This window comes from Azospira sp. MPR-E4 (assembly GCF_058809645.1).
This window is the reverse complement of sequence record NZ_JBXAST010000001.1, coordinates 90,224-106,744: the sequence shown is the minus strand read 5'-3', so window position 1 is coordinate 106,744 and position 16,521 is coordinate 90,224. Positions and strand designations below refer to the sequence as shown.

The 16,521-nt window shown below is 68.2% G+C and carries 13 protein-coding genes; 10 read left to right on the top strand and 3 right to left on the bottom strand.

Translation table 11 applies throughout. The features are described 5' to 3' along the window. Nucleotides 1–10: 10 nt before the first annotated feature. A complete protein-coding gene (ispF, locus tag AC1RTA_RS00515; protein WP_492783695.1) occupies nt 11–499 on the bottom strand; it encodes a 2-C-methyl-D-erythritol 2,4-cyclodiphosphate synthase in 489 nt (162 codons plus the stop codon). After that, nucleotides 496–1,212, bottom strand: coding sequence for a 2-C-methyl-D-erythritol 4-phosphate cytidylyltransferase (gene ispD / locus AC1RTA_RS00510; protein WP_492783694.1), 717 nt, complete (start codon nt 1,210–1,212; stop codon nt 496–498). Before ispD ends, ispF begins: the two co-directional genes overlap by 4 nt. 101 nt (nt 1,213–1,313) lie before the next feature. Here ispD and AC1RTA_RS00505 point away from each other — a divergent pair, with 101 nt between their 5' ends. The 6 genes from AC1RTA_RS00505 to AC1RTA_RS00480 all read left to right on the top strand — a co-directional run bounded on the left by AC1RTA_RS00505 (nt 1,314) and on the right by AC1RTA_RS00480 (nt 9,950). Continuing rightward, a complete protein-coding gene (locus tag AC1RTA_RS00505) occupies nt 1,314–2,585 on the top strand; it encodes an MgtC/SapB family protein (RefSeq protein WP_014237443.1) in 1,272 nt (423 codons plus the stop codon). A 23-nt stretch (nt 2,586–2,608) separates the two neighbouring features. Further along, nucleotides 2,609–3,415, top strand: a complete 807-nt coding sequence (gene amrB, locus AC1RTA_RS00500; protein ID WP_492783693.1) for an AmmeMemoRadiSam system protein B — start codon at nt 2,609–2,611, stop codon at nt 3,413–3,415. Further along, nucleotides 3,402–4,007, top strand: coding sequence for an AmmeMemoRadiSam system protein A (amrA, locus tag AC1RTA_RS00495; RefSeq protein WP_492783692.1), 606 nt, complete (start codon nt 3,402–3,404; stop codon nt 4,005–4,007). The genes amrB and amrA overlap by 14 nt, the downstream gene beginning before the upstream one ends. Beyond that, nucleotides 4,004–5,104 (top strand): AmmeMemoRadiSam system radical SAM enzyme, encoded by a 1,101-nt coding sequence (gene amrS / locus AC1RTA_RS00490; protein WP_492783691.1) that lies wholly within the window; start codon nt 4,004–4,006, stop codon nt 5,102–5,104. Before amrA ends, amrS begins: the two co-directional genes overlap by 4 nt. Nucleotides 5,105–5,341: 237 nt before the next feature. Then, entirely contained in the window at nt 5,342–8,812 is a 3,471-nt protein-coding gene (gene mfd, locus AC1RTA_RS00485) for a transcription-repair coupling factor (protein ID WP_492783690.1), read from the top strand. Between the two features lie 49 nt (nt 8,813–8,861). Then, complete coding sequence (locus AC1RTA_RS00480) at nt 8,862–9,950, top strand: patatin-like phospholipase family protein (RefSeq protein WP_014237438.1); 1,089 nt, start codon at nt 8,862–8,864, stop codon at nt 9,948–9,950. Here the strand turns inward: AC1RTA_RS00480 and AC1RTA_RS00475 are convergent. Continuing rightward, nucleotides 9,907–11,097: an ABC transporter substrate-binding protein gene (locus AC1RTA_RS00475; protein WP_492783689.1), complete on the bottom strand. Its 1,191-nt coding sequence runs from the start codon at nt 11,095–11,097 to the stop codon at nt 9,907–9,909. The genes AC1RTA_RS00480 and AC1RTA_RS00475 overlap by 44 nt on opposite strands. Before the next feature lie 171 nt (nt 11,098–11,268). On the opposite strand from AC1RTA_RS00475, the gene AC1RTA_RS00470 reads away from it, so the two are divergent. From AC1RTA_RS00470 to serB, 4 genes are all read left to right on the top strand, one after another. Then, on the top strand, nt 11,269–13,845 hold the full coding sequence (locus AC1RTA_RS00470; RefSeq protein ID WP_492783688.1) for a PAS domain-containing hybrid sensor histidine kinase/response regulator: 2,577 nt from the start codon (nt 11,269–11,271) through the stop codon (nt 13,843–13,845). A 137-nt stretch (nt 13,846–13,982) separates the two neighbouring features. Continuing rightward, the gene (locus AC1RTA_RS00465) at nt 13,983–15,059 is read left to right on the top strand and encodes a 3-deoxy-7-phosphoheptulonate synthase (RefSeq protein WP_130458438.1); all 1,077 of its coding nucleotides are present in this window, start codon (nt 13,983–13,985) and stop codon (nt 15,057–15,059) included. Between the two features lie 19 nt (nt 15,060–15,078). After that, nucleotides 15,079–15,621: a gamma carbonic anhydrase family protein gene (locus AC1RTA_RS00460; RefSeq protein ID WP_492783687.1), complete on the top strand. Its 543-nt coding sequence runs from the start codon at nt 15,079–15,081 to the stop codon at nt 15,619–15,621. Nucleotides 15,622–15,648: 27 nt separating this feature from the next. Beyond that, nucleotides 15,649–16,491, top strand: a complete 843-nt coding sequence (serB, locus tag AC1RTA_RS00455) for a phosphoserine phosphatase SerB (RefSeq protein WP_014237433.1) — start codon at nt 15,649–15,651, stop codon at nt 16,489–16,491. Nucleotides 16,492–16,521 lie beyond the last annotated feature (30 nt).

The following is a 16,521-nucleotide window of genomic DNA, read 5'->3' as shown; positions in this document are numbered from 1 at the left end:
CCGGACAAAGTCACTCCCGTTCAATGAGGACGGCGGCCTGGGCTTCCATGCCCTCCTCCCGGCCGGCAAAACCGAGCCGTTCGCAGGTCTTGGCCTTGACGTTGACCCGCTCGGCGGCCAGACCCAGATCGGCGGCGATATTGGCCACCATGGCCGGAATGTGGGCTGCCAGCTTGGGCCGCTGGGCCACCACCGTGGCGTCCACATTGACCACGCGCCAGCCCGCCTGCTGCAGCAGGCTGAGGGTGTGGCGCAGCAGCACCCGGCTGTCGGCCCCCTTCCAGCGCGGATCGGAATCGGGGAAATGGCGGCCGATGTCGCCCAGGGCCGCCGCGCCGAGCAGGGCGTCGGTAATGGCGTGCAGCAGGGCGTCGGCATCGGAATGGCCGAGCAGCCCCAGTTCGTGGGGAATGGTGACGCCGCCCAGGATCAGGGCCCGTCCCGGCACCAGGGCGTGCACATCCCAGCCCTGGCCGATGCGAATTTCCTTGTGACTCATGCCAATGCTCCAAGGGCGGCCCGGAGGCCGAGGCGGCTGCGCAGGATGGCCTCCGCCAGGGACAGGTCCGCCGGATAGGTAACCTTGAGATTGCTGGCGTCGCCCTTCACCAGCCGGGGCTTGAGGCCCAGGGCCTCGATGGCGCCGGCCTCGTCGGTGACGTCCGGGTTGGCCGCCAGGGCCCGGCACAGGGTGCCGTAGCGGAACATCTGGGGTGTCTGGGCCTGCCACAGGCCGTCCCGGGGTACGGTGGCCGCGGCCCGCTGCTGCACATCGGCCCGCTTCAGGGTGTCGGCCACGGGCACCGCCAGGATGCCGCCCACCGGATCGTCCGCCAGTTCCGCCACCAGGGCATCGATCATGGCGGCGGCCAGGCAGGGCCGGGCCGCATCGTGCACCAGCACCCAGTCGTCCTCGGCGGCCGCCATCTGGGCTGCCTTGAGGCCGCTGGCCACGCTCTGGGCCCGGGTGGCGCCGCCGTGGAAGACGGTTTCCAGCTTGGGCCCAAGGGCGCTCCAGTCGTATTCCCGCCACCACTCGTCCCCCGGCGACAGCACCACCCATACCCGGTCGATGGCCGGATGGCGGCACAGGGCCGCCAAGGTGTGGTGGATGAGGGGTTGTCCCGCCAGGGGAAGATACTGTTTGGGAGTGTCGCTGCCGAAGCGGGAACCGCTGCCGGCAGCGGGAACGATTGCGTAGTGTCGGGCCATGCATTAATTTTAACAGGAGGGGCCTCGTCATAACCGGCCGGCCGGGGGACTTTTCCGCCATTTTTGCCCCCCATCAAAAACCAGGCGAAATAAGAAAAACCATGGAAAACAACTTCCTCACCGAAACCGGGCTGGAATTCGCCCAAGCCTTTCTCCTCAGTCTGGGGGTGGGCCTGCTCATGGGCCTGGAGCGGGAACGGCACTCTTCCTCCCGGGCCGGCCTGCGCACCTTCGCCCTGACCGCCCTGCTCGGCACCATCGCCGGCCTGCTGGGGGAAAAGAGCGGTTCCGAGTGGGTGCTGGCCGCCGGCCTCCTGATGGTGGGCCTGATGATGGTGGCCGCCTACCATTCCCGCCCCGACGCCCAGGACCCGGGCACCACCTCGGTGGTGGCCCTGCTCCTGGCCTACACCTTCGGCGCCATGATCTGGTACCAGGAGCAGACCCTGGCGGTGATGCTGGCCATCCTCACCACCGTGCTGCTCTACTTCAAGACCGAGCTGCACCTGCTGAGCGAGAAGCTGACGCGCAAGGACCTCATCTCCATGCTGCAGTTCGGCGTCCTCTCCCTGGTCATCCTGCCCATCCTGCCGGACCAGGGCTTCGGCCCCTACCTGGCCCTCAACCCCTACCAGGTGTGGTGGATGGTGGTGCTCATCTCCGGCATGAGCCTGGCCGGCTATGCCGCCCTGCGCCTCTTCGGCCAGCAGCACGGCGCCCCCCTGATCGGCCTCATGGGCGGCCTCGCCTCCTCCACCGCCATCACCCTGGTGTATTCCCGCCACGTCAAGGCCACGCCCAACCTGCTGCGCCTGTCCATGGTGGTGATCCTCACCGCCAACGTGGTGGTGCTGGTGCGTCTCTCCCTCCTGGCCGCCATGCTGCAGCCCGAGCTGCTGCCGCAACTGCTGCCGGCCCTGGGCGGCGGCCTGCTGCTGGGCCTGGTGGTGATCGGCTGGCTGTGGCGCATCCTCGGCGACCAGAGCGGCCAGCCGGAAACGCCCCTCAACCTGCACAACCCGGCGGAAATCCGCACCGCCCTCACCTTCGGCTGCATCTACGCCGTGGTGCTGCTGCTGGCCGCCTGGCTCTCCGATGTGGCTGGTTCCGAGGGCCTTTACGCCATTTCCCTGATTTCCGGCTTCACCGACGTGGATGCCATCGCCCTGTCCTCCCTGCGCCTGTTCGGCATGGGCAAGCTGCCCATGCATGAGGCGGTGAACTCCATCGTCATCGCCTTCCTCGCCAACCTGGTGTTCAAGCTGGGCATCGTCTTCTCCGTCGCCGGCCCCAGCCTGGGACGCCGCATCGGCCTGGGCTTCCTGGCCCTGGCCGCGGGCACCATCGGCGGCTGGATATTCATGCACCTGTAGCGTCACCTTCCGGGGAGCGAGCCATGCCCAGCCTTCGTCCCGCCGCCGTCGCCGGCCTCTTCTACCCGGCAGATCCCGCCCAGTTGGGCGCCGACATCGACGCCTACCTGGCCCAGGCCCGGCCGCCAGGCGCCGCAGGACCGATCAAGGCTCTCATCGTGCCCCACGCCGGCTACATCTATTCCGCCCCCATCGCGGCGACCGCCTATGCCGCCCTGGCGCCCCAGGCCGGGCGCATCCGCCGCGTCATCCTGCTCGGCCCCACCCACCGGGTGGCGGTGCGGGGCCTGGCCGTGCCCACCGTGGACAGTTTCACCACGCCCCTGGGCCCGCTGCCCATCGACGCCGAGGCCCGGCAGCGCATCGCCGACCTGCCCCAGGTGGTGGCCGACGACGGCGCCCACGCCCTGGAGCATTCCCTGGAAGTGCAACTGCCTTTCCTGCAACGCCTGCTGGGGCCCTTCACCCTGCTGCCCCTGGCAGTGGGCGCCGCCTCCGGCGAGACCGTGGCCCAGGTGCTGGAGCGCCTGTGGGGCGGCGAGGAAACCCTGATCCTGGTCAGTTCCGACCTTTCCCACTACCAGCCCTACGCCGAGGCCGAACGCCTGGACCAGGCCACCTGCGCCCGCATCGCCGCCGCCCGGGCCGACCTGGCGCCCCGGGAGGCCTGCGGCGCCATTCCCATCAACGGCCTGCTGCTGGCGGCAGCCCGCCACGGCCTGCGGCCCCGCCTCCTGGACCGGCGCAATTCCGGCGATACCGCCGGCGACCGGGAACGGGTGGTGGGCTACGCCGCCTTCGCCCTGGAGCCGGATCATGGTCCCCACTGAGCCCCTCGCCAACGGGCCGCCCGACGCCGCCCTGGGCCGCCTGCTGCTGGCCCTGGCCCGCCACGCCATCGCCCGGGAGCTGGGCCTGGCCGACCCGCCGCCCAATCTGGGGACGCCGCCGCCCCGGGCCCTGGAAAAGCCCGCCGCCACCTTCGTCACCCTGACCCGGGACGGCCGCCTGCGGGGCTGCATCGGCACCCTGGAAGCCCGCCGCCCCCTGGGCGATGACGTGGCCGCCAATGCCCGGGCCGCCGCCTTCCGCGATCCCCGCTTCGCCCCGGTGAGCGTCGAGGAATGGCCCCTGCTGGACCTGGAAGTGTCCCTGCTGCAGACGCCCCGACCCCTGGCCGCCGCCAGCGAGGCGGACGCCCTGGCGGCCCTGGTGCCCGGCAAGGACGGCCTGATCCTACGCCACGGCGCCCACTGCGCCACCTTCCTGCCCCAGGTCTGGGAAGCCCTGCCCGAGCCGTCACGCTTTCTCGCCGAGCTCAAGGCCAAGGCCGGCCTGCCCCGGGATTTCTGGTCGCCCCAGGTGGAACTGGCCACCTACCGGGTGCACAAGTGGCACCAGAACAGAGGAGAACGGCCATGAATCCCGACCACACCCCCGCCGTGGCCGAGAGCGCCCACCCGGGCCGCTGGTGGCATGCCCTGGAAGACGGCCGCCTGCAGTGCGACCTCTGTCCCCGGGACTGTCGCCTGCACGAAGGCCAGCGCGGCGCCTGCTTCGTGCGCCAGGCCCGGGACGGGGCCATGATCCTCACCACCTACGGCCGCTCCTCCGGCTTCTGCCTGGACCCGGTGGAAAAGAAGCCCCTCAACCACTTCCACCCGGGCACCCCCATCCTTTCCTTCGGCACCGCCGGCTGCAACCTGGCCTGCAAGTTCTGCCAGAACTGGGACATCTCCAAGTCCCGGGACATGGACCGGCTGATGGACGCCGCCAGCCCGGCCGCCATCGCCGCCGCTGCCCGCCGCCTGGAGGCCCCGGCCGTGGCCTTCACCTACAACGACCCGGTGATCTTCGCCGAGTACGCCATGGACACGGCCCTGGCCTGCCGCGAGGCCGGCATCCGCAGCGTCGCCGTCACCGCCGGCTACATCCACGCCGAACCGCGGAAGGAGTTCTTCGCCCTGATGGACGCCGCCAACGTGGACCTCAAGGCCTTCACCGAGGACTTCTACGTCAAGCTGTGCGGCGGCCACCTGCAGCCGGTGCTCGACACCCTGGCCCACATCCACCACCTCACCGACTGCTGGCTGGAAATCACCACCCTGCTCATTCCCGGCCACAACGACAGCGACCGGGAAATCGCCCAGCTGGCCGGCTGGATCGAACGGGAACTGGGGCCCGAAGTGCCCCTGCACTTCAGCGCCTACCATCCGGACTGGAAATTCCTCGAGGCGCCGGAGACGCCGCCGGCCACCCTCAGCCGGGCCCGCCGCATCGCCCGGGATGCCGGCCTGCACTTCGTCTACACCGGCAACGTGCACGACACCGCGGGCGGCACCACCGACTGCCCCCGCTGCCACGCACCCCTGATCGTGCGCGACTGGTACACCCTCAGGCAGTACCGTCTCACCGCCAGCGGCGCCTGCCCCGACTGCGGCCACCAGCTGGCCGGCCGCTTCGGCCCGGGGCCCGGCGACTTCGGCGCCCGCCGCCAGCCGGTGCGGCTCGGCACCTGACGAGCGGGAACATCGAAAAGCGGCATGGCCTGCAGGCCAGGAGGGACGGGCATCTTCGGCATGGCCCGGCCGCAAGCCGCACCCCGCAAGGCGCTGCGGCCATGCACCTGAGGCAATCCTCCCCGGCGGCACTGCTGCGCCAGCCCGGCCCCGGCGTCGGCAAACGGCAGCGCCCCGGCCGGGCCATCGCCCCTGGGCTATAATCCTGCCTCCCCCGCCTGCCTGATTTACCTCCTCGTGTCCGCCTCCACCTCGCCCGCCCTGCCCGAACTGCCTCCCGAAATTTCCCGCGCCCTGGCCCAGCTGCCGCGCAGCGGCGAACGCCTGCACCTGCCGCCCCTGGCCGGTTCCGCCGACGCCCTGGCCCTGGCCCGGCTGGGCAGCCAGGCCCGCAGCCAGAAGCGCCTGCTGGCCGTGCTCACCGCCAGCCCTGCGGACGCCCAGCGCCTGCTGGAGGAAATTCCCTGGTTCGCGCCGGACCTGAAGGTGCGCCTGCTGCCGGACTGGGAAACCCTGCCCTACGACAATTTCTCGCCCCACCACGACCTGGTCTCCGAACGCCTGGCCACCCTCTACGCCGTCAGCCGGGGCGAGTGCGAAGTGCTGCTGGTGCCGGCCACCACCGCCGTCTACCGCCTGACCCCGCCCAGCTACCTGGCGGCCTACACCTTCTTCCTGAAAAAGGGCGAGAAGCTGGACGCCGAGCAGTTCCGCAGCCAGCTCACCCTGGCCGGCTACACCCACGTCACCCAGGTGGTGTCGCCGGGGGAATACTCCATCCGCGGCGGCCTGGTGGACCTGTTCCCCATGGGCTCGGCCCTGCCCTACCGCATCGACCTCTTCGACGACGAGATCGAGACCCTGCGCACCTTCGACGCCGACACCCAGCGCAGCCTCTACCCGGTGCCGGAAATCCGCCTGCTGCCGGCCCGGGAATTCCCCCTGGACGACGGCGGCCGCACCCGCTTCCGCCAGCGCTTCCGCGAAGTCTTCGAAGGCGATCCGGCCAAGTCCGGCATCTACAAGGATGTCTCCAACGGCGTTCCTTCCGCCGGCATCGAATACTGGCTGCCCCTCTTCTTCGAGGAAACCGCCACCTTCTTCGACTACCTGCCCAAGGACGCCGTGCTCTGCCAGCACCGGGACGTGGCGCTTGCCCTGCAGGACTTCTGGCGCGACACCCAGTCCCGCTACAACATGCTGGCCGGCGACAAGGCCCGACCCCTGCTGCCCCCGGCCGAGCTGTTCCTCTCCGAGGAGCAGTTCTTCGTCGCCGCCAAGGATTACGCCAAGCTGATCCTGGGCACCCCGGCGGAAGGCACGCCGCCCCTGGCCACCGCCGTTCCCGCCGTGGCGGTGGAACGGCGGGCCGAGGACCCGCTGACCGCCCTCAAGCAGTTCATCGCCGGCCGCCAGGGCCGCCGCACCCTGCTCCTGGCCGAATCCGCCGGCCGCCGCGAAACCCTGCAGCAACTGCTGCTTGAACACGGCCTCAAGCCCGCCGCCAGCGCCGACTTTGCCGCCTTCCTCGGCGGCGACGCGCCCCTGGCCCTGGGCGTGGCCCCCCTGCAAAGCGGCTTCTGCCTCGACGGCCTGGCCATCATCACCGAGACCGAGCTGTACGCCGGCAGCCCCAACCGCCGCAGCCGCCAGAACGCCCAGCGCCGGGCCTCCATGGACAACTGGCTGCGGGACCTGACCGAGCTCAAGGTGGGCGACCCGGTGGTGCACGAATCCCACGGCATCGGTCGCTACATGGGCCTGCTGCACCTGGACCTGGGCGAAGGCGACACCGAATTCCTGGAGCTGCACTACGCCAACGAGGCCAAGCTGTACGTGCCCGTCTCCCAGCTCCACGTCATCTCCCGCTACTCCGGCAACGAGCCCGATGCGGCGCCCCTGCACAGCCTGGGCTCGGGCCAGTGGGAAAAGGCCAAGAAGAAGGCCGCCGAACAGGCCCGGGACACCGCCGCCGAACTGCTGGCCCTCTACGCCGCCCGGGCGGCGCGCCAGGGCCATGCCTTCGCCTTCACCGAAAACGACTACGAGGCCTTCGCCGACGGCTTCGGCTTCGAGGAGACGGAAGACCAGGCCACCGCCATCGCCGCGGTGATCGAGGACATGAAGTCGGGCAAGCCCATGGACCGCCTGGTGTGCGGCGACGTGGGCTTCGGCAAGACCGAGGTGGCCCTGCGCGCCGCCTTCGTCGCCGTCGCCGGCGGCAAGCAGGTGGCGGTGCTGTGCCCCACCACCCTGCTCTGCGAACAGCACTACCAGACTTTCAAGGACCGCTTCGCCGACTGGCCGGTGCAGATCGCCGAACTGTCCCGCTTCAAGACCGCCAAGGAAACCGCCCAGGCCATGAAGGACCTGGAGGCGGGCAAGATCGACATCGTCATCGGCACCCACAAACTGCTCTCCAAGGAGATGAAGTTCGACCGCCTGGGCCTGGTCATGATCGACGAGGAACACCGCTTCGGCGTGCGCCAGAAGGAAGCCCTGAAGGCCCTGCGGGCCGAGGTGGACGTGCTGACCCTGACCGCCACCCCCATCCCCCGCACCCTGGCCATGAGTCTGGAAGGCCTGCGGGACTTCTCGGTGATCGCCACGGCGCCCCAGAAGCGGCTGGCCATCAAGACCTTCGTCGCCAAGTTCTCCGACGGCATCATCCGCGAGGCGGTACTGCGGGAACTGAAGCGGGGCGGCCAGGTGTACTTCCTGCACAACGAGGTGGACACCATCGACAACATGCGGGAGAAGCTCCAGTCCCTGGTGCCCGAGGCCCGCATCGTGGTGGGCCACGGCCAGATGAACGAACGGGAGCTGGAACGGGTGATGCGGGACTTCACCCAGCAGCGGGCCAACCTGCTGCTATGCACCACCATCATCGAGACCGGCATCGACAATCCCCACGCCAACACCATCCTCATCAACCGGGCCGAAAAATTCGGCCTGGCCCAACTGCACCAACTGCGGGGACGGGTCGGCCGCTCCCACCACCAGGCCTACTCCTACCTCCTGGTGCAGGATGAAAAGGCCCTGACCAAGCAGGCCAAGCAGCGCCTGGAGGCCATCCAGCACATGGAAGAGCTGGGGGCCGGCTTCTACCTGGCCATGCACGACCTGGAAATCCGCGGCGCCGGCGAGGTACTGGGGGAAAACCAGTCCGGCGAAATGCAGGAGGTGGGCTTCAATCTGTACACCGAGATGCTCAACCGGGCGGTGGCCGCCCTCAAGCAGGGCCGGGAGCCGGACCTGACCCAGCCCCTGGGCGTCACCACGGAAATCAATCTGCACGCCCCGGCCCTGCTGCCCGACGCCTACGCCCCCGACGTGCACGAGCGCCTGACTCTCTACAAGCGCCTCTCCAACTGCGAAACGGAGGAGGACATCAACGCCCTGCAGGAAGAGCTGATCGACCGCTTCGGCGAACTGCCGCCCCAGGGCCAGTGCCTGCTGGCCACCCACCGCCTGCGCCTGCTGGCCAGGCCCCTGGGCATCGTCAAGCTGGACGCCACTGCCAGCCAGCTGACCGTGCAGTTCTGCCCCAATCCGCCCATCGAGCCCATCCGCATCATCGAACTGATTCAGAAAAACCGTCACTTCAAGCTGGCCGGGCAGGATAAACTGGCAGTCGTTCGTCATATGCCGACCCTCAAGGAACGGGTCGATGCAGTGAAGGATCTGTTCCGGCAACTGGGCGCCTGACCACCCCGGGCCTGCGTTGCCGGAAAACCCAATTCCGGAGGACAACGCAATGGCAAAGACTGCACTGATCATCGGGGGCGGCGCCCCCAACGCCACCCTCATGGCCGGCGCCCTGGTGGCCTTCGAGGAGGCCGGCGTCGAATTCGACGTAGTTTCCACCGCCGGGGCCGGCGCCCTCATCGGCCTGCTCTACCTGGCGCCCCAGGGCGGCGATTCCCTGAAGGCCCTGCGCAGCACCGTGGACATGGGCATCGCCGATGCCCTCTACCAGCGCTATCCGGTCAATTTCAAGGTATTCCAGAAATCCGGCTCCATCGCCGAGGCCTACCGGGCCCTGCTGCAGGCCAATCCCCTGGTCCAGGCCATGGAGCAGCAGCTGGGCGGCCACGAGGCGACGCGGCTGCAGGCCGACCTGATCAAGCTGATGTTCGCCGTGGCCTGCCCCACCGACCTCAATGCCGACAGCCTGGGTCTCTGCGCGCCGGTGCCCTTCCTCGAGCAGGTGGTGGATTTTTCCGCCCTGCAGCAGCGCCACGAGCGTTTCTACGTGAACGCCTACAACATCAACGACCGGCGCATGCAGAATTTCAGCAGCGCCAAGGGCCAGATCAGCGGCGACGCCCTGCGCGCCGCCCTGGCCTTCCCCTTCCTCTACCCGCCGCACCAGATGGTGGACCCGGAGGACGGCCAGCCCAAGTACTACTACGAAGGCGCCGCCCACGACTGCCTCAACTACGAAGCCCTGGTCAGCCACGAACCGGAGGTGAAGGACATTGTGGTCTTCGACGTGCTGGGTGCCGAGAAGCTGATGCGCACGCCGCGGGACCTCTACGACGCCTGGCTGCTCTCCATCATCGTGCCCCTGGTGGAAATCGCCCGGGACGACACCAAGATCTTCGAAGCCAAGTACAACCGGGACGGCAAGTGGAACCTGCTCAAGGTGCCCTTCGACATCCCGGCGGACAAATGGGAAACCTCCCTCGACTGGTCCCGTTCCAACCTGGAGACCCTGTTCCAGGTGGGCTACGACTCCGGCCGCCAGTTCCTCGCCGGGGCCGGCAGCCACCTGCCCCGCCGCGGCCAGGCCGCCAAGCCTAGCGCGCCAGCAAAGGGCAAGCGCTCGCCGAAAGGGGGCTGAAGGCCTGCTCCCCGGGGATGGTGCGCAACACCCGCAGGTAGTCCCAGGGTTCCCGGATGTCCCCGGGCTTCTTCACTTCCAGCAGGTAGATGTCGTGCACCATGCGCCCGTCTTCCCGCAGGCGGGCGTTGCGCACGATGGGGTCGCGGATGGGGATTTCCCGCATCCTGGCCACCACGGTAGTGCCCTTGTCGCTGTCGCTGGCGGCCGCGGCCTTGAAGTAGTGGATGAGGGAGGAATAGACGCCGGCCTGCAGGTCGCTGGGCATGGCGCCGGTGCGCTCGAAGAAACGCAGGGACCAGGCCCGGGCCTCCGGGTCCTGATTCCAGTAGAAGGAATGGGAAAGCTTGAGGCCCTGGGCCAGCTGGGGCTTCATCACATGGACATCGTTAAGGGCGGTGGCCACCGCCGCCAGCACCGTCTTGCCCTTGCTCACCCGCAGCAGGTCGAAGCTCTGCCGCACCGCCCGGATCATGTCCTGGCCCGCATCCACCAGGGCGATCACCTGGGCCCCGGACTCCGCCGCCTGGCGCAGCTTGACGAACAGCTGCCCCTCTCCCAGGCCGTGATAGGTACGCCCCAGCACCTGGCCGCCGTTGGCCTCGATCACCGCCGCCAGCTCCTTTTCCGTATTGCGGCCGAAGGCATTGTCCAGGGTGATGAAATACCAGGTCCTGGCGCCGCCCCGGGTCAGTTCCCGGCCCAGGGCGGTGGTGTAGGCCTGGCTGTCGTACATCCAGTGCACCCCGGTGGCGGCGCAGCGGCTGCCGGTGATTTCCGTACTCATGACGCCGTTGTAGAAGACCACCGCCCCCTTGGGCCGGTTGATTTCCTGCACCGCCAGGGCGATGGGGGAACTGGCCACGTCGGCAATGACATCTACCCCCTCCTCGAACAGCCAGCGCTTGGCCACCGCCGAGCCCTGGGCCACGCTGTTGCCGTGGTCGGCGAAAAAGAGGCGGATGGGCTTGCCGTTGATCTTGCCGCCCACGTCCTCGATGGCCATACGCGCCGCCGCCACGGAACCGCTGCCGGTGATGTGGGCATAGGTCGATTGCATATCCACAAGCAGGCCGACGCGAATTTCCCCGTCGGAAAAATCGGCCCGGGCGGCCAGGCTGAAAATTGCCAGAGACAAGGCCAGCATTGCCTTTCCGGCCCACGGCCGGGGAACGGCGGGGCGGCCGGCGGCAATCTGCAAAGACCGGGGAGCGGGGAACAGCTTGTCCATTGGCGGCTTCTCAGTGGAAAATGCCAAACATCATAAAAGCGACAAGCGGCGGTCACAACCGCTGATTTCCATTCGGGGACCCAATCCGTGCCGCCACGACCCAGAGCCTCCCAGCGACTCCCCTTCGTCATCTACGGCTTTGCCATCCTGGCGGGACTCATCCTGGTGCTCGGCTTCGCCCGTTTCAACACCCTGCACGAAGTCTTCCTCGACGCCAATTTCGACAGCGTCCACGGCGCCCGCACCCTGCTCAAGGCGCGCTACTTCATCGGCCAGAGCCAGGAGCTGCTGGAGCGGGCCGCCGATTCCCCCGATGCGCGGCGCAAGCACGTGGCTGCCGCCTGGGAAGCCCTGGCCCTGGCCGAGAACTACAGCGCCGAAGGCCGGGACAGCAATCCGGAAATGCGCGCCCGGCTCTCCGAGCGCATCCGCAACCTGAAGCTGAAGACCAACCAGTACCTGGAAGGCAGCGGTACGCCCGCCGCCGACCTGCCCCATCTGGTGCAGGAGTCCCGCCTCCTGGCCGACGACCTGGAAGCGGCGGAACTGGACCGCTGGGGCATGCTCTCCTCCATGAACGCGGCCCTGGCCGAGCGCATGGAGCAGATGCGCCTGTTCATCGCCGCCATCGTGGTCGGCTTCATCGCCCTCATGTCCATGCTGGGCTGGGCCCTGACCCGGGCCAGCCGGGCCGAGAGCGCCCTGTTGCGGGCCAAGGAGGAAGTGGAGGCGATCCAGCAGACCACCCTGGACGCCTCGGCCATCGGCATCGCCTACCTGGACACCAGCAACCACGAAGACCGGCACGTGGTCCTGGCCAACCGGCAGATGGCCGCCATGTTCGGCTACGGCTCCCAGGAGGTGATCGGCCTGCGGGCCGAGGAGCTGTACCCGAGCCGGGAAAGCTTCGTCAGCGCCACCCAGGACATCATGCCCATACTGGAACAGGGCCAGGTGATGCGCCAGGAACTGATCATGCGGCGGCGCAACGGCGAGTGCTTCTGGTGCGCCGTGTCGGGCAAGGCCATCAATCCGGACGACCTCAGCCGCGGCGTGGTGTGGACCTTCGAGGACGTCACCGAACGCAAGGCGGCGGAAAGCGAACTGCGCCACGCCCGGGAAAAGGCGGAGGCGGCAAACCGGGCCAAGAGCGAATTCCTGGCCAACATGAGCCACGAAATCCGCACCCCCTTCACCGGCATCCTGGGGGTGCTGGACCTGCTCCTGCACACGCCCCTCAACGAAAAGCAGGAGCGCTACATCCGCCTGGCCTACGGCAGCACCAAGCAGCTGCTGGCCATCCTCAACGACATCCTGGATATTTCCAAGATCGAGGCCGGCAAGCTGGTGATCCACCCGGAGGAGGTGGACCTGGTGCTGCTGCTGGGCGAACTGACCGAGGTCCAAGCCGCCGCCGCGGCCCAGAAGGGGCTGGAGTTCCGCTACCACATCAAGGGCATCATCCCGCCCAAGATCCATGGCGATCCGGTACGCCTGCGCCAGATCATGGCCAACCTGCTCAACAACGCCATCAAGTTCACCAACAGCGGCTGGGTCGAGCTGGACATTGAATGCACCCGCATCGCCCCCGGCCGCCAGCACCTGCGGGTCGAGGTGCGGGACTCGGGCATCGGCGTGCCGCCGGAACTGCAGGAAACCATCTTCGACAAATTCACCCAGGCCGATTCATCCACCACCCGCCTCTTCGGCGGCACCGGCCTGGGCCTGACCATCTGCAAGCAGCTGGTGGAACTGATGCACGGCAGCATCGGCGTCAGCAGCAACAGCGGCGAAGGCAGCTGCTTCTGGTTCGACATCGAACTACCGGAGAGCGACCCCACGGTGAGCCCGGTACCCGTGCTGCCGGCGGGCAGCCCCATCACCGCCCTGCCCCGGGACACCCGCATCCTGCTGGTGGACGACACCGAGGCCAACCGGGAAGTGTTGGCCGAATACCTGGCCCAGGCCCACTGCCAGGTGCGCCAGGCGGCCAACGGCCTGGAGGCGGTGACCCTGGCGGAAAGCTGGCAGCCGGACGCCATCCTCATGGACTGCCAGATGGCCGGCATGGACGGCTACGAGGCCACCCGCCAGATCCGCATCCAGGAAGGCCAGCGGCGGCGCACGCCGATCATCGCCCTGACCGCCTTCGTCATGCGCGGCGACCGGGAAAAATGCCTGGCCGCCGGCATGGACGACTACCTGCCCAAGCCGGTGGACGCCCAGACCCTGATCGCCACCATCGGCAAATGGCTGGAAGGCCGCGAGACCAATCCGGCCCGGACGCCCCGCTTCAGCGGCCGCATCCTGCTGGTGGACGACAACCCGGAAATCCGGGAGGCTAGCACCTACCTGCTGGAAGCCCTGGGCTGCCAGGTACAGAGCGCGTCTTCCGGCGAAGAGGCCCTGCAACTGGGCCCCGAGGCCGACTTCGACCTGGTGCTGATGGACTGCCGCATGCCCGGGCTCGACGGCTGCGCCACCACCCGGGCCTGGCGGGCCCGGGAACGGGGCACGCCGACGGCCATTATCGCCCTCACCGCCGGCGACCCGGACGAGAGCCGGGCCCAGTGCCGGGAGGCGGGCATGAACGACTTCCTCGCCAAGCCCTTCTCGGAGCAGGAACTGGTCACCCTGCTGCGCCGCTGGCTGGCTCCGCAATAAGCGCCGGCTATCGCGGCATTAGGGTGCGCAAGGGACGGCGGAAGGGTTAAACTCCCATCCTCGGCTTGGCGGCGTCCGTTCCGGTGGGCGCCGGCTCCTCCCGATTGCAACCGGAACCAGTGCTGCCCATAACGACCATGACCACCCCCGACATCGACAACATCAATATCGCCGCCTTCGACCCCATGCCGACCCCGGCGGCAATGCTGGCCAGCCAGCCCCTCTCCGAGAAGGCCGCCGCCGTGGTGCGCCAGGGCCGGCAGGACCTGAAGAACATTCTGGACCGCAAGGACCACCGCCTCTTCGTGGTGGTGGGCCCCTGCTCCATCCACGACCCCGTCGCCGGCCTGGACTACGCCCGCCGCCTCAAGGCCCTGGCCGACGAGGTCTCCGACACCCTGCTGCTGGTGATGCGCGTCTACTTCGAGAAGCCCCGCACCACCGTGGGCTGGAAGGGCTATATCAACGACCCCTTCATGGACGACTCCTTCCGCGTGGACGTGGGCATGGCCAAGGCCCGGGAGTTCCTCCTGCAGGTCAATGAAATCGGCCTGCCCGCCGGCACCGAGGCCCTGGACCCGAATTCGCCCCAGTACTACGGCGACCTCATTTCCTGGACCGCCATCGGCGCCCGCACCACCGAATCCCAGACCCACCGGGAAATGTCTTCCGGCCTGTCCACCCCGGTGGGCTTCAAGAACGGCACCGACGGCAACACCGAAATCGCCATCAACGCCATTCTCTCCGCCTCCAAGCCCCACAGCTTCCTCGGTCTCAACGACCAGGGCCAGGTGGCCATCGTGCGCACCACCGGCAATGCCTACGGCCACATCGTGCTGCGCGGCGGCGGCGGCCGGCCCAACTACGACACGGTCTCCGTCTCCGTGGCCGAGCAGGCCATGGTCAAGGCCAAGCTGATCCCCAATGTGGTGGTGGACTGTTCCCACGCCAACAGCCTGAAGAAGCCCGAACTGCAGCCCCTGGTGATGTCCGACGTGGTGAACCAGATCCGTCTGGGCAACAAATCCATGGTGGGGGTGATGATCGAATCCAACATCGAGGCCGGCAACCAGTCCATCCCCGCCGACCTGTCCCAGCTCAAGTACGGCTGCTCCGTCACCGACGGCTGCGTGGACTGGGCCACCACGGAAAAGATGATCCGCGACGCCGCCACCCTGCTGCGCGACGTGCTGCCGGAACGGCAGGCCGGTTAAGCCTTTCCCGGCCCTGCCCATGCTCCTCAGTCCCTACCTGGACACTTATCCGTCCGTCGGCGAGTCCTGCTACCTTCACCCCTCGGCCCAGCTCATCGGCGACGTGCGGCTGGGGCGGGATTCGTCGGTGTGGTGCAACGCCGTCCTGCGGGGCGACGTGAACCGCATCGAGATCGGCGCCTGCAGCAACATCCAGGATTTTTCCATGGGCCACGTCTCCCACAAGAATGCCGCCAAGCCGGAGGGCTCGCCCCTGCTGATCGGCGACCACGTCACCGTGGGCCATGGCGCCATCCTGCACGGCTGCCGCATCGGCGACGAATGCCTGATCGGCATGGGTTCCATGGTCATGGACGATGCGGTGATCCAGCCCCGGGTCATGCTCGGCGCCGGCAGCCTGGTGTCCCCGGGCAAGACCCTGGAGAGCGGCTACCTCTACGTGGGCCGCCCCGCTGTCCGGGTGCGGCCCCTCACGCCTGACGAAATCGCCTACCTGCGCTATTCCGCCGAACACTACGTGCGGGTGAAAAACAATTACCTGTCGTCGCCCCAGACGACCTGAGTTCCACCCCGATCACCGCTTACCACCATGAACCTCATCATCCAGAACGGCGCCCTGCCGACCTTTCTCCTCGACCGCATTGCCGCCGCCACCCAGGCCGCTGCCGTGGAACCCCGGCCGCCCCGGGTGGTGTGCTTCCGCAACGCCAGCCGCACAACCGAATTCGACGCCCTGCTGCCCCTGATCGAAGCCGAAAAGCTGGACTGGGCCTTCGTCCCCGCCGACCGCAAGCTGGCCGACTACGGCCTCATCTGCTTCGACATGGACTCGACCCTCATCACCATCGAGTGCATCGACGAACTGGCCGACTTCGCCGGCAAGAAGGCGGAAGTCTCCGCCGTCACCGAATCGGCCATGCGCGGCGAAATCGACTACCGGGAAAGCCTGCGCCGCCGCCTGGCCCTGCTGGCGGGGCTAGACGCCCGGGTCCTGGCCCGGGTCTATGGCGAACGCCTGCTGCTCTCCGAGGGCGCCCGGGAACTGCTGGAAGCGGCCCAGACGGCCGGCCTGCGCACCGCCATCCTCTCCGGCGGCTTCACCTATTTCACCGAACGCCTGCGCATCGAACTGGGCTTCGACTTCGCCACCTCCAACGAACTGGAAATCTCCGGCGGCAAGCTCACCGGCAAGGTAGTGGGCGACATCGTGGACGCCCAGGCCAAGGCCCACCACCTGAACCGGCTGCGGGACGAACTGGGCCTGGAACGGGAGCAGGTGATCGCCGTCGGCGACGGCGCCAACGACCTCTTGATGATGGCCGAAGCCGGCCTTTCCGTGGCCTTCCACGCCAAGCCCGCAACCCGGGCCAAGGCCTCGGTGGCCATCAGCCACGGCGGCCTGGACAGCCTGCTCAACCTGTTCGAAGCCTGAAGCGCCCCGGCTCCGACAGCAAAACAAAAG